At 63.0% G+C, this 11,990-nt stretch carries 14 protein-coding genes and 1 pseudogene; 11 read left to right on the top strand and 4 right to left on the bottom strand.

The genetic code is table 11. The features are described from left to right. Nucleotides 1-71: 71 nt before the first annotated feature. Nucleotides 72-431 carry a hypothetical protein gene (locus ACM62G_RS30260; protein ID WP_054059653.1) on the top strand — a complete coding sequence of 120 codons (360 nt, stop codon included), beginning with the start codon at nt 72-74 and terminating at the stop codon, nt 429-431. Nucleotides 432-451: 20 nt separating this feature from the next. On the opposite strand, the gene ACM62G_RS30255 is transcribed toward ACM62G_RS30260, so the two are convergent. After that, the gene (locus tag ACM62G_RS30255; protein ID WP_054059652.1) at nt 452-733 is read right to left on the bottom strand and encodes a hypothetical protein; all 282 of its coding nucleotides are present in this window, start codon (nt 731-733) and stop codon (nt 452-454) included. 19 nt (nt 734-752) lie between these two features. Next, entirely contained in the window at nt 753-929 is a 177-nt protein-coding gene (locus ACM62G_RS30250) for a hypothetical protein (RefSeq protein WP_419736340.1), read from the bottom strand. A gap of 280 nt (nt 930-1,209) precedes the next feature. Between ACM62G_RS30250 and galU the strand changes: the two genes are divergently transcribed. The 6 genes and pseudogenes from galU to ACM62G_RS30220 all read left to right on the top strand — a co-directional run bounded on the left by galU (nt 1,210) and on the right by ACM62G_RS30220 (nt 6,250). Continuing rightward, complete coding sequence (gene galU, locus ACM62G_RS30245; protein ID WP_054059651.1) at nt 1,210-2,049, top strand: UTP--glucose-1-phosphate uridylyltransferase GalU; 840 nt, start codon at nt 1,210-1,212, stop codon at nt 2,047-2,049. 131 nt (nt 2,050-2,180) lie between these two features. After that, a complete protein-coding gene (gene gorA / locus ACM62G_RS30240) occupies nt 2,181-3,539 on the top strand; it encodes a glutathione-disulfide reductase (RefSeq protein WP_054059650.1) in 1,359 nt (452 codons plus the stop codon). A gap of 2 nt (nt 3,540-3,541) precedes the next feature. Beyond that, entirely contained in the window at nt 3,542-4,309 is a 768-nt protein-coding gene (locus tag ACM62G_RS30235; RefSeq protein ID WP_273820497.1) for an AraC family transcriptional regulator, read from the top strand. Nucleotides 4,310-4,414: 105 nt separating this feature from the next. After that, a complete protein-coding gene (locus tag ACM62G_RS30230) occupies nt 4,415-4,588 on the top strand; it encodes a DUF1427 family protein (protein WP_017906538.1) in 174 nt (57 codons plus the stop codon). Between the two features lie 34 nt (nt 4,589-4,622). Further along, nucleotides 4,623-5,581 (top strand): annotated as a pseudogene (locus ACM62G_RS30225) (quinone oxidoreductase family protein). 210 nt (nt 5,582-5,791) lie between these two features. Continuing rightward, entirely contained in the window at nt 5,792-6,250 is a 459-nt protein-coding gene (locus tag ACM62G_RS30220; RefSeq protein ID WP_273820501.1) for a DUF2214 family protein, read from the top strand. 10 nt (nt 6,251-6,260) lie between these two features. On the opposite strand, the gene ACM62G_RS30215 is transcribed toward ACM62G_RS30220, so the two are convergent. Next, entirely contained in the window at nt 6,261-6,806 is a 546-nt protein-coding gene (locus ACM62G_RS30215) for a DUF4946 domain-containing protein (protein WP_054056452.1), read from the bottom strand. A 488-nt stretch (nt 6,807-7,294) separates the two neighbouring features. On the opposite strand from ACM62G_RS30215, the gene ACM62G_RS30210 reads away from it, so the two are divergent. Next, nucleotides 7,295-8,572 (top strand): serine/threonine transporter, encoded by a 1,278-nt coding sequence (locus ACM62G_RS30210; RefSeq protein WP_054056453.1) that lies wholly within the window; start codon nt 7,295-7,297, stop codon nt 8,570-8,572. Between the two features lie 389 nt (nt 8,573-8,961). On the opposite strand, the gene ACM62G_RS30205 is transcribed toward ACM62G_RS30210, so the two are convergent. Next, complete coding sequence (locus ACM62G_RS30205; RefSeq protein ID WP_054056454.1) at nt 8,962-9,786, bottom strand: aspartyl/asparaginyl beta-hydroxylase domain-containing protein; 825 nt, start codon at nt 9,784-9,786, stop codon at nt 8,962-8,964. A 296-nt stretch (nt 9,787-10,082) separates the two neighbouring features. On the opposite strand from ACM62G_RS30205, the gene ACM62G_RS30200 reads away from it, so the two are divergent. From ACM62G_RS30200 to ACM62G_RS30190, 3 genes are all read left to right on the top strand, one after another. Continuing rightward, a complete protein-coding gene (locus tag ACM62G_RS30200; protein WP_054056455.1) occupies nt 10,083-10,742 on the top strand; it encodes a ribonuclease T2 family protein in 660 nt (219 codons plus the stop codon). Nucleotides 10,743-10,859: 117 nt separating this feature from the next. Then, nucleotides 10,860-11,558: an AzlC family ABC transporter permease gene (locus tag ACM62G_RS30195; RefSeq protein WP_419736339.1), complete on the top strand. Its 699-nt coding sequence runs from the start codon at nt 10,860-10,862 to the stop codon at nt 11,556-11,558. After that, nucleotides 11,558-11,869, top strand: a complete 312-nt coding sequence (locus ACM62G_RS30190) for an AzlD domain-containing protein (RefSeq protein ID WP_162491338.1) — start codon at nt 11,558-11,560, stop codon at nt 11,867-11,869. The genes ACM62G_RS30195 and ACM62G_RS30190 overlap by 1 nt, the downstream gene beginning before the upstream one ends. The last annotated feature ends 121 nt before the right edge of the window (nt 11,870-11,990 follow it).

Raw genomic sequence — 11,990 nt, 5'->3', positions numbered from 1 at the left:
ATTAAATTCCTCTTCGCAATGGAGAAAAATCGCATTGATGCTGTCGGAGCGTCTTTATTGGAGGGTTTTTCATGAAGTGGGGCGCTTGGGTCGCTGCGATGTTGGCGTTGGGCGGATGTGCAAGTGTTTCGGAAATCCAGCAGACACCGCCGACGCTGAATGTGATTTCGGGCAAGAAGCCCAATGAATATGCCAACTGTGTGGACACGATTCTGAACAAGAGCCGCGGTCCTTCGTTGCTGACCCCGCACAAGAGCGGGATCAGGATGGTGGTGCGCGATCGTCTGTCGAGTTCGCCGGCGGCCCTGCTCGATATCGAGGAGCGTTCGGGGGGCAGCAGCATCCGCCTCTATGAAAGCATGTCGAACAACCCGCTGCGTTCCAGCGCGGTGCTCGATGCGGCGACCCGCTGCATTTCAGGCCAGCCCTGAGGCCGGCCCGCCCACGCCGGTCACTTGCAGATCACGACCACGGTGCGGCTCTTGAAGTTGCCGACGTCCACGCCCAGGGTCTTGTCGCTTTCCTTCGGCTGCGGCGTGCCATCGGTGCCGACGATGGTGTAGCCGGTACCCGCGCAGGAGTCATCGGCCTTTTCGTAGCATTTGGCCCAGGACATCGCTTCGCCGGAGCAATCGATTTCCAGGCCTTGCTGGCCGTTGTCCAGGTAGGTTTTGGAGGCCGTTGCGCATCCCGCCAGGGCCAGTACCGCGAGCAATGCCAGAAACCCCTTCATGTCGTTCAGCCCTTTATTTTTAGCGGCGCTTGGCCGTTGGGGCGGGGGTATCCTCGAACACCGATGCCACTTCGCTGGCCAGGGCCTCGGTCGCGAACGGCCCGGCAATCTGCTCGCCGTCGACACCGGCCACCCACCATTGGCCATCGGCGGCCTGGGTAATCAGGTAACCGTTCACTTTCTTCGCTGCCGACATCGCTTCGTCTCACTGGTTGGGGAAATGTCACGATGATAGCGCAGAACCCGGCGCGAGCTGCTATCAGCAGCTAGAATCAGGGTTTTGAAGGTGGGGCAGAAGGGGCTCATCAGTCGCCTCGAATACCGGGCGTCAGACTATTTGTCGATGCCTTGGAACTATCTGCCGTCGTTTTTCTCTATGTTGGCGTCAGGATGCTATCAGCGGGGCATTGTAAGGTGACCGCCGCCTGATTAGACTGCGCCGAAACTCGTACACACCGCCCTTTTTAAGGACTCATATGATCAAGAAATGCTTGTTCCCAGCAGCCGGTTACGGTACTCGCTTCCTGCCAGCGACTAAGGCCATGCCCAAAGAAATGCTGCCGGTGGTGAACAAGCCACTGATCCAGTACGGCGTCGAAGAAGCGCTGGACGCTGGCTTGAACGAGATCTCGATCGTCACCGGCCGCGGCAAGCGCGCGCTGGAAGACCACTTCGACATCAGCTACGAGTTGGAAAACCAGATCAAGGGCACCGACAAGGAGAAATACCTGGTCGGTATCCGCCGCCTGCTGGACGAGTGCTCGTTCTCCTACACCCGCCAGACCGAAATGAAAGGCCTGGGCCACGCCATTCTGACCGGCCGTCCGCTGATCGGCGACGAGCCGTTCGCGGTAGTGCTGGCGGACGACCTGTGCGTCAACCTGGAAGGCGACGGCGTCCTCAAGCAGATGGTCAAGCTGTACAAGCAGTACCGCTGCACCATCGTGGCGATCATGGAAGTCGACCCGCAGGAAACCAGCAAGTACGGTGTGATCGCCGGCGACCTGATCGGTGATGACCTGTACCGCGTACGCAACATGGTCGAGAAGCCAAAACCTGAAGATGCGCCGTCGAACCTGGCGATCATCGGTCGCTACATCATGACGCCGGACATCTTCAACCTGATCGAGCAGACCGAACCGGGCAAGGGTGGCGAGATCCAGATCACCGACGCCCTGATGAAGCAGGCCCAGGACGGTTGTGTGATTGCCTACAAGTTCAAGGGCAAGCGTTTCGACTGCGGTGGCGCCGAAGGCTATATCGACGCGACCAACTTCTGCTTCGAGAACTTCTACAAGACTGGCAAGGCCTACTAAGCGCCTTCAGCTTCGTAGCGTTCCAGAAAAAGCCACCTTCGGGTGGCTTTTTTGTTATGCGCCCTTATGTAATGGCTAACTGACCTGAGAGGCTACAGCGGGTATGCTGTGTGCCTGCCGAGGAGATAGACATGGCCTACGATTTTGATCTGTTTGTGATTGGCGCCGGTTCCGGCGGTGTGCGGGCAGCGCGGTTTGCCGCCGGTTTCGGAGCCAAGGTGGCGGTGGTCGAAAGCCGCTACCTGGGCGGCACCTGCGTGAACGTCGGTTGCGTACCCAAGAAGCTGCTGGTCTACGGATCGCACTTCGCCGAGGATTTCGAGCAGGCCAAGGGTTTTGGCTGGTCCCTGGGCGAAGCGAACTTCGACTGGGCGACCCTGATCGCCAACAAGGACAAGGAAATCAACCGCCTCAACGGCATTTATCGCAACCTGCTGGTCAACAGCGGCGTCACCCTGCTCGAAGGCCATGGCAAGCTGGTCGACCCGCATCAGGTCGAGGTCAACGGCCAGCGCTACAGCGCCAAACATATCCTGATCGCCACTGGCGGCTGGCCACAGATCCCCGACATTCCGGGGCATGAGCACGCCATCAGTTCCAACGAGGCGTTTTTCCTCAAGGCACTGCCCAAGCGCATCCTGGTGGTGGGCGGCGGCTACATCGCCGTGGAGTTCGCCGGCATCTTCAACGGCCTGGGCGCCGAGACCCAGTTGCTGTATCGCGGCGACCTGTTCCTGCGCGGCTTCGATGGCGCGGTGCGCAAGCACCTGGCCGAGGAACTGACCAAGCAGGGCCTGACGCTGCAGTTCAACAGCGATATCGAACGTATCGACAAGCAGGCCGATGGCAGCCTCAAGGCCACCCTCAAGGACGGTCGCGAGCTGGTGGCCGACTGTATTTTCTACGCCACCGGGCGGCGTCCGATGCTGGACAACCTGGGCCTGGAAAACACCGGGGTGAAACTGGACAAGAAGGGGTTCATCCAGGTCGACGAGCAGTACCAGACCAGTGAACCGTCGATCCTCGCGCTGGGCGACGTGATCGGCCGTGTGCAATTGACGCCGGTGGCCCTGGCTGAAGGGATGGCCGTCGCCCGGCGGCTGTTCAAGCCCGAGCAGTATCGCCCGGTCGATTACAAGCTGATCCCCACCGCCGTGTTCAGCCAGCCGAACATCGGTACCGTCGGCCTGACCGAGGAGCAGGCGCGGGAGCAGGGCCATGAGGTGACGATCTTCGAGAGCCGCTTCCGGCCGATGAAGCTGACCCTGACCGATTGCCAGGAGAAAACCCTGATGAAACTGGTGGTGGATGCCCGTAGCGACAAGGTCCTGGGTTGCCACATGGTCGGACCGGACGCTGGCGAGATCATTCAGGGGCTGGGGATTGCGCTGAAGGCCGGGGCGACCAAGCGTGACTTCGACGAAACCATCGGCGTGCACCCGACGGCGGCCGAAGAATTCGTCACCCTGCGTACGCCTGTCGCGGGCTGACCATGGCCCTGGCCGCGCCGCCCGACCTGAGTGACACCGACCGGCCGGTGCAACCGCTGGCACGGACCTACCCGCGGGGCTTGTTCATCGAGCCCCACGAGCATGTCTGGGGGCAGTTGCTGTATGCGATGTCCGGGGTGATGTGGGTCGAGACGCCCCATGAGGCCCTGGCGGTGCCGCCGCAGCGGGCAGTCTGGCTGCCGCCGGGCGTCTCCCACGGGATCCGGGTGGTGTCGGACCTGCAGATGCGCAACATCTACCTGCGTCCGGCCCTGGCCGCGACGCTGGAAAGCACGGTGCAGGTGATCGAGGTCGGCGGCCTGCTGCGCGAATTGATCATCGGCCTGGTGGCGCAGGCCGACGAGACCCAGGGCGAGTACTACGACGCACTGACCCGCCTGGCCCTGCTGGAGCTGCGGCGGGCGCGGCGTTCGATGTTGAAGATCGCCCTGCCTTCCGGCAGCGACCGGCGCCTGCTGACGGTGTGCCAGGCGGTGATGAGTGCCCCGTCGCTGGCGATTTCCTTCGACCAGCATGCCGAGACCGCCGGGGCCAGCGTGCGCACCCTGGCGCGGTTGTTCCAGGCGGAACTGGGCATGGGCTTCGCCGAATGGCGGCGCCAGGTGCAGTTGGCGACCGCAGTGGCCGAGCTGATCCAGGGCGTACCGGTCAGCCGCATCGCCCGTTCACTGGGGTATTCGCCCAGCAGCTTCAGCGACATGTTCCGTCGGGCTCTGGGCATCTCGCCCTCGCATTACCCGGTGAACTGAACCCCTTTCTCCCGCGCTTGACCGATATCCAGAAGCCTTTGGCCGACAGCCCGTGCTTGTCGGCCATAAACTGCAGGCATTCCCTTTCGGAGCCTGGATTTCATCATGAGCTACCTGATTTCTCTCGTTATCGGTCTTGCTGTCGGGCTGCTGTACGGCGGGCTCGATTTCCGTTCCCCGGCGCCTCCCGCCGTGGCCCTGGTGGGCTTGCTCGGCATGCAGTTGGGCGAGAAGGCCTGGCCGCTGGGCAAGCAACTGGTGGCTGGCTGGTTGTCCTGAACCCCTTTCCGTTCCCTGTCTGGATACGCACTCCATGAAAGCTCTGCAATTTTCGAAAACCGGTGATCTTTGCGCCCTGCAATGGGTTGACCTGCCCATGCCCGTGCCCGCCGCCGGCGAGGTGCTGGTACAGGTCAAGGCTGCCGGCCTGAACCCCAGCGATGTGAAGAACGTACTGGGTCGTTTTTCCTACACCACCTTGCCGCGGGTACCCGGGCGGGACTTCGCCGGAGTGGTGGTCGAGGGCCCGCAGGCGCTGCTCGGCCAGGAAGTCTGGGGCACCGGCAAGGAGCTGGGCTTCACCGGTGACGGTTCCCATGCGCAGTACCTGACCCTGCCGGCCGAGGGGGTGGCGCGCAAGCCGGCGCATTTGAGCTTTGCCCAGGCGGCCAGCCTCGGTGTGCCGTACACCACCGCCTGGGATGCCCTGGAGCGTAGCCTGGTGAAGGCCGGGACCCGGCTGCTGGTCATCGGCGCCAATGGCGCGGTCGGCAGTGCGGCGATCGCCCTGGCGAAGATCCGTGGGGCGCAGGTGCTGGCGGCAGTCCGTCGGCCGGAGCAGGCCCTGGCGTTGCAGGCGCGGGGGTTCGAGACGGTCGTGCTGGGCCAGCCCGAAGACCTGGCAGCCTCGGTCAATGGCGTGTTCCCCGGGGGGCCGAGGTGATCTTCGATACCACCGGCTTCTGGCTGCCGGCGGCAGTCGGTGCCTTGGCGACATTCGGCCGTATCGCGATCATCGCCGCACCGGTCGACGGGCATGTGCAATTGCCGGCGCTGGCGCTGTATCGCAAGGGTGGCTCGGTGGTCGGGATCAATTCGCTGCTCTATGGCACTGCGGCCTGCGCGCGGATGCTCGAACAGTTCGGGCGTTTCTTCGATGAGGGGCTGCTGGAGCTGCCGTCGGGCTTGCGCGAATCGCCGCTGGCCGAAGGGCCGGCGCGCTATGCCGAGGTCAACCAGGGCAGCAGCGAGAAGGTGATTCTGTTGCCTTGAGATGACGGAGTCGTGCACCGAAATGCGTACGAAGGACCCTCTGTAGGAGCACGGCTTGCCCGCGAAGAGGCCCTTGAGGTCGCTGAAAGCTTCGCGGGCAAGTCGGATCGCCGCACCGCCGGCTCCTACAGGCGCTCATCAGCAGGAAGTCATCGGCAGAGATCGGGGGAGTGAGCTACAACTGTGGTGTCCAACAATGGAGACACCACCATGCTCGTCCACTGGTTCCTGGCCGCTCTTCACCTCCTGGCCTACGGCATTGCCCTGGCCGCCGTGTTCGGTCGGGGTGGTGCCTTGTTGCGTCTTGGCGGCAGCGCTGCGACCGATCTGCGCCCGGTCTTCGTCTGGGACAACCTGTGGGGGACCAGTGCCGCGGTGCTGCTGATCACCGGTGGTCTGCGCGCCTTCGGCGGTTTCGAGAAGGGCAGTGACTATTACCTGCACCAGCCGCTGTTTCACCTCAAGCTGACGCTGTTCGTGATTGTCCTGCTGCTGGAGCTGACACCGATGATCAGCCTGATCAAGTGGCGCATCGCGCAGAAGAAGGGCGCCTCTATCGACATTGGCCGGGCCCGGCTGTTCGCCCGGCTCAGCCATGTCGAGGCGCTGCTGATCATGCTGATCGTGATCGCCGCCAGTGGCATGGCCCGAGGCTTCCTGGCCGGTTGAGGGCCGTGGTTCAGGGCTCCAGGTGCAGGCTGGCGCGGATGCCATTGACGGTCGCTTCCTGGGCCTTGTAGCCATCCGCGGAGCCGGCGTACAGCAGGGAGTAGGCCTTGCCCTCACGCGCCGCGGCCACCAGGGTCTGGGTCATCACGTGGCCGCCGTTCTGGGTGATGGTGCAGGTGGTTTCCACCGCTGGCATGCCGCCCAGGGTGCTGTCGTGGATGCGGTTGCAGACGCTCATGAAACCGCGCTCGACGAAGTTCTTCTGGACCGCCTTGCGCATTTCCAGCAGCACGCCGGGCAGGTTGACCTGATGCCCGGGCGTGAGGGCGGACTGGGTCAGTTCCATGACCATCAGCGGGTCGCCGTTGGCATCGTTCTTCACCGCACGCTGGCGCAGACCGCTGATCACCTCGCCCACGGCGTTTTGCGCGGGTGGCAGGGTCTGCACTTCCCAGTCGCCGGGCCAGGTGATCATCAGGTCATCGGCGAGGGCGGACGAGCCGCCCAGCAGCAGGAGCAGGGCGGTGAAACAGACACGACATTGCACTGGGATCATGGAGGGTACTGGCAAGGGAGGATGAAATGGGTTGTTACAGTGTATCAATAGTTGGGCGCCACAGGCCGATTCTTCTGCGGGGCCGGGTGGGGAGAGCGCCTTCGGGTGCCCGACGGGGCGCGCCCCTGGGTATTTTTATCGGAATTTCCATTTTTCCTGCTGAATCAGCAACTTAATCCGAACCCGCCGTTGAGCGCCAGGGTGGATCCAGGCTCCATGCGCGATTGCGTGGGTTATTGCCGGCAAGTTCAAGGAACGTACGGCTTTTCAGCGCTGTGACGACAGGTCGCAACCAGGGCGTACAGGCCGTCAGGCAACGGCACAGACGCCCCCGGAAACCCCGGCACAGGCAACCGTTGCTCAGCTAGCCCTTTGCTTCTCAAGCGTTATCCCGGACAATCGCGCCCCTCTTATGGCCGGGGCGCTGCCAATAAGCTGTTTTCCGCCCCGGTCGCGTGGTAATGACCGGCTAACGGAGACTCGACCGGATGAATGACCAGGCCAACAGCGTCGACGAACGCTATGAATCGGCTCCCGCTGCACTGAGCAGCTGGAGCCGCCACGACACCACCTGGATGCTGGGCCTGTTCGGCACGGCGATCGGCGCCGGAACCCTGTTCCTGCCGATCAATGCGGGGCTGGGCGGCTTCTGGCCGCTGCTGATCCTGGCGTTGCTGGCGTTTCCGATGACGTTCTACGCGCACCGCGGCCTGACCCGCTTCGTGCTCTCCGGGCGCGATGGTTCGGACATCACCGAAGTGGTCGAGGAGCATTTCGGCCTGACCGCCGGTGCGCTGATCACCCTGCTGTACTTCTTCGCGATCTTCCCGATCCTGCTGATCTACAGTGTCGCCCTGACCAACACCGTGGGCAGCTTCCTCGAACACCAGTTGCACATCGCGCCGCCGCCGCGGGCGATCCTGTCCCTGGCGCTAATCCTCGGCCTGCTGGCGGTGGTACGGTGTGGTGAGCAACTGATCGTCAAGGCGATGAGCATGCTGGTCTATCCGTTCATCGTCGCCCTGGCGCTCCTGGCGGTGTACCTGATCCCGCACTGGAACGGCGGTATTCTCGCCACCGCCAGCAGCCTGCCGGAGCCCTCGGCACTGCTGCACACGCTGTGGCTGGCGATTCCGGTGATGGTGTTCTCGTTCAACCACTCGCCGATCATCTCGGCCTTCGCCGTGGACCAGAAGCGCCGTTACGGGGCGCACGCCGAAGAGCGCAGCAGCCAGATCCTGTCCCGCGCCCACCTGCTGATGGTGGTGATGGTGCTGTTCTTCGTGTTCAGTTGCGTGCTGACCCTGTCGCCGGCCCAACTGGCCGAAGCCAAGGCGCAGAACCTGTCGATCCTGTCGTACCTGGCCAACCATTTCAGCAACCCGACCATCGCCTTCGCCGCGCCGCTGATTGCCTTCGTGGCGATCGCCAAGTCGTTCCTGGGCCATTACATCGGTGCCAGTGAAGGACTCAAGGGCCTGATCATCAAGAGCGGCCGCAAGCCCGGTGCCAAGGCCCTGGACCGCATGACGGCGGCCTTCATGCTGGTGGTCTGCTGGCTGGTGGCAACGCTGAACCCGAGCATCCTGGGCATGATCGAGACCCTGGGTGGGCCGATCATCGCCGCGTTGCTGTTCCTGATGCCGATGTATGCGATCCGCCGCGTTCCCTCGATGCGTCAGTACTCGGGCAAGCTGTCCAACGTGTTCGTCACGCTGGTCGGTCTGGTATCGATTTCGGCGCTGATCTACTCGCTGGCCTCCTGATCCAACACCCCCTGCAGCAGACGGTTGCTGGCAATGGCCTCAACGCGGTAGAGCTGAAAGCCGCGTTGTCCGGATCGCCAGCAGGCCGGCTCCCACCTCAAGGCTTCAGATAGAAATTCTTGCGGTGCAGGCGCACGGGCTGCGGGAACTGTTCATTTCCTTCGCCGTGGCCTTCGCCCAATGGCCACGCGGCAGCATGTGCGCCGTCTTGTGCTCACGCTCGCTCAATCCCTCGCAACCGACCCGGCTGAAGGCCGTCTGGATATGCCGGCGGACCTCGGCCGGGCCGTGTTCCACCGTCAGGCAGCGGGGGTGGGCAGGTAGTGGGTGGTGTTCGAGCAGGAGGGCCCTGGGCGAGCGGATACGCGGCGCCCAGGGTGGGGTGGGGCTTACTGGATCAGCTTCCAGTTCTTGTAGAACACCCGGCGCAGGGCGAACACCGCACCGGCGAAGCCGGCGATCACGCCGCGCAGGATGAACGGCGTGCGGGACGGCCGCACGATGTCGATGAACAGGCAGTAGCGCTTGGTGTCGTTCTTGTTGAATGAGGCATGCAGCAGGGTGTCGTCGAAGATGAACAACGGGTCGTCATGCCAGAAGTGCTTGTCCTTGCGGCACTGGATGTAGACACCGTCATGATGCGGTGCCGGCGCCATGTTGTAGAGCACGCGGAACATCATGCGCAGCGGGCCGAAGTGGAACGAGGTCGACTGGTTGGCGTTGAACACCGAGACGCCGACGGTCTTCACATAGGGGAATTTCTGCTGCAGTTCGCGGATGTCCAGTTCGGTGTCGATCTTGCGCCCGTACCACTGGAAGAACAGCATGCCGCGTTTGTTCTGGGCCATGCGGCCGTCGAGGTACTGGATGATCTCGTCCTTGTGGTCCATGGCCCGGTCGATGACCTGCTGCAACTCGCGCTGGCAGTCTTCGGGCAGGTCCTGCATGCGATAGACGCCGCGGTTGCGCCGGCTCACCAGGTCGAACAGGGTGTTGAACGGCGACAGGACCCAGGTATTGCGGCCGTTGCCGATGAAATATTTCTTCGCCAGTTCGGCGGTATAGATACCATTGCGCAGGAAATCGTAGATACCGCAGATCACCACCAGCGCCAGGAAGCCGAACACGGTTTTCGGGAAGCAGTAGATGACCAGAAGCACGCCCAGCGTCCAGAGGAGCGAGACGACTTTCTTGCGGATGTTGCGGATACTCATGAACCGGGGCTCCCTTAGAGCGATTGCAGCAGGTAGTGGCGGGCGCCGGATGGCGCGTTGGAACCCAGGAAAGCACCGTGTTCGGGTGCGCAACCGTCCGGGGCGACGGTTTGCCCGAACCAGCAGGCCGGGCAGGTCAAGCGATGCCTGCCATGATAGAAGTTCGGACGAGGGATAATCGTATCAAATGTTACTGTTTTGTAAGGTTTCTTAACAATTTATTTAACGGGATTCGTGTAGAGCCATCATTGACATCGGGGATCGATGTCCAACCCAACCAGGAGCAGGGAGTCAGTATGAAGTGGATTTGCGTGGTATTGGCCGTGCTGATGTTGTCGATGGGCGGCGCACAGGCGGATCAGCAGTCTTCATCGGGAAAGAACAGGCAGAAGGGGCAGGCCGGCGAGTTCGACTATTACCTGCTGAGCCTGTCGTGGTCGCCGACCTTCTGCCTGACCCATGCCGGGAATGAACAGTGCAAGGGCAAGGGTTACGGCTTTGTGCTCCACGGACTCTGGCCGCAGTATGCCAAGGGCGGCTGGCCGCAGTTCTGTGCGCCGTTGACACCGCTGACGGCTGCCCAGCGCCAGCAGGGCAGCACGATGTTCCCGACGGCCAAGCTGCTCGAACATGAGTGGAGCAAGCACGGTACCTGCAGTGGCCTGGGCGCCGACCGCTACCTGCAGACCACCGACCAGGCCCTGGGCAAGGTGCACATCCCCGATGAGCTGCAGCCGTCGACCAGCGTCCGGGAGTACTCCGCCGCAGAAATCGTCCAGCTGTTCCAGCAGGGCAATCCGGGCCTGCCGGCCGATGGCGTCACGGTGGGTTGCAGCGGTCCGCAACTGTCGGAAGTCCGGGTGTGCCTGAACAAGGACCTGGGTTTCGAGTCGTGCGGCAAGGGCGTGAAAACCCAGTGCCGCGACGGCAAGGTACGTCTGCCGCCGATCCGCTGAGCGCGGTTCGCATCCTGAGCGGTGCCGGCTGGCGCCGCTCAGCGTTGCAAGATTGTTCAAGACACGGCGCAAAGGGCCTGCCACAGTCGGCAGCCCTTTACTGACGTCCGAGCTTCCATGTCCGAACATTCCTTGCCCCGCAGTGCATTCCTGCGCGGTGCCGTGGCGATCATGCCGCTGTCCCTGGCGACCGCACCCTGGGGGCTGCTGGCCGGCTCCATGGCCATCGAGGCCGATCTGACTCCTCTGCAAGGCCAGGGGCTCTCCGGCATCGTGTTCGCCGGCGCCGCGCAATTGGTGGCTATCGGCATGCTCAAGGGCGGGGCGGGGATCTTCTCGATCCTGCTGACCACCGCGCTGCTGACCTCGCAACACCTGCTCTACGGCATGAGCATGCGCTCGGTGATCGCGCCGCTGCCGGGACGTTGGCGCCTTGGCCTGGGGTTTCTGCTGACCGACGAGCTGTTCGCCCTGACCAGCCAGCACGACCGACACCAGTTCGATCGCTGGTACGCGCTGGGGGTGGGGCTGACGTTCTATATCGCCTGGAATGTGTTCACCCTGGCCGGAATCGTGCTGGGCAGCAGCATTCCCGGGCTGGAACACCTGGGGCTGGATTTCTCGATTGCCGCCACCTTCATCGCCCTGATCACGCCGGTGGTACGCAATGTGCCGACGGTGGTGTGCGTGGCGGTGTCGCTGTTCTGTTCGGTGCTGTTCAGCTACTGGCAGTGGGGGTCGGCGCTGGTGCTGTCGGGGCTGGCGGGGATGGCGGCGGGTTTCGTCTGCAACAAGCTGTATCGGGGGCGTGAATGATGGTCTGGGCCGTGATTGTCGGAATGGGGCTGCTGGTGTTCCTCAACCGCTATGTGTTTCTCGAACCGCGCCTGCCGTTGCGCCTGAGCAGCAATGCCCGGCAGTTTCTCGGTTTTGCCGTGCCGGGGATGCTGACGGCGATCTGCGGGCCGATCGTGTTCATGCCGGACCGGCAGTTGAACCTGCAGTGGGACAATCCCTACCTGATCAGTTCGCTGGTGGCCGTCGGCCTGGTGCTTTATACCCGCAACACGCTGCTCAGCATGTTGCTGAGCATGGCGTTCTTCTTCCTCTTGCGCTGGTGGCTGTAGGTTCTGGAAACGGTGGTTCAGCCCCAGGGGCTGCGAGCGTGCCGACGTCGCCTTCCTTGACGATCCGGGTCACCTGTGACGGCCGCAGCGATTTCTGCGCGTTGGCATAGGCTTGTCAGGG

This window comes from Pseudomonas sp. COR18, assembly GCF_048568395.1.
Classification (GTDB): Bacteria; Pseudomonadota; Gammaproteobacteria; order Pseudomonadales; family Pseudomonadaceae; genus Aquipseudomonas; species Aquipseudomonas fuscovaginae_B.
This window is presented reverse-complemented; position numbering and strand designations above follow the sequence as displayed.

What these genes read in the sequence shown, in the direction of transcription:
- ACM62G_RS30260 (WP_054059653.1), top strand. Translation starts at nt 72, where the DNA reads ATGAAGTGGGGCGCTTGGGTCGCTGCGATGTTGGCGTTGGGCGGATGT.
- ACM62G_RS30255 (WP_054059652.1), bottom strand. Translation starts at nt 733, where the DNA reads ATGAAGGGGTTTCTGGCATTGCTCGCGGTACTGGCCCTGGCGGGATGC.
- ACM62G_RS30250 (WP_419736340.1), bottom strand. Translation starts at nt 929, where the DNA reads ATGTCGGCAGCGAAGAAAGTGAACGGTTACCTGATTACCCAGGCCGCC.
- galU (WP_054059651.1), top strand. Translation starts at nt 1,210, where the DNA reads ATGATCAAGAAATGCTTGTTCCCAGCAGCCGGTTACGGTACTCGCTTC.
- gorA (WP_054059650.1), top strand. Translation starts at nt 2,181, where the DNA reads ATGGCCTACGATTTTGATCTGTTTGTGATTGGCGCCGGTTCCGGCGGT.
- ACM62G_RS30235 (WP_273820497.1), top strand. Translation starts at nt 3,542, where the DNA reads ATGGCCCTGGCCGCGCCGCCCGACCTGAGTGACACCGACCGGCCGGTG.
- ACM62G_RS30230 (WP_017906538.1), top strand. Translation starts at nt 4,415, where the DNA reads ATGAGCTACCTGATTTCTCTCGTTATCGGTCTTGCTGTCGGGCTGCTG.
- ACM62G_RS30220 (WP_273820501.1), top strand. Translation starts at nt 5,792, where the DNA reads ATGCTCGTCCACTGGTTCCTGGCCGCTCTTCACCTCCTGGCCTACGGC.
- ACM62G_RS30215 (WP_054056452.1), bottom strand. Translation starts at nt 6,806, where the DNA reads ATGATCCCAGTGCAATGTCGTGTCTGTTTCACCGCCCTGCTCCTGCTG.
- ACM62G_RS30210 (WP_054056453.1), top strand. Translation starts at nt 7,295, where the DNA reads ATGAATGACCAGGCCAACAGCGTCGACGAACGCTATGAATCGGCTCCC.
- ACM62G_RS30205 (WP_054056454.1), bottom strand. Translation starts at nt 9,786, where the DNA reads ATGAGTATCCGCAACATCCGCAAGAAAGTCGTCTCGCTCCTCTGGACG.
- ACM62G_RS30200 (WP_054056455.1), top strand. Translation starts at nt 10,083, where the DNA reads ATGAAGTGGATTTGCGTGGTATTGGCCGTGCTGATGTTGTCGATGGGC.
- ACM62G_RS30195 (WP_419736339.1), top strand. Translation starts at nt 10,860, where the DNA reads ATGTCCGAACATTCCTTGCCCCGCAGTGCATTCCTGCGCGGTGCCGTG.
- ACM62G_RS30190 (WP_162491338.1), top strand. Translation starts at nt 11,558, where the DNA reads ATGGTCTGGGCCGTGATTGTCGGAATGGGGCTGCTGGTGTTCCTCAAC.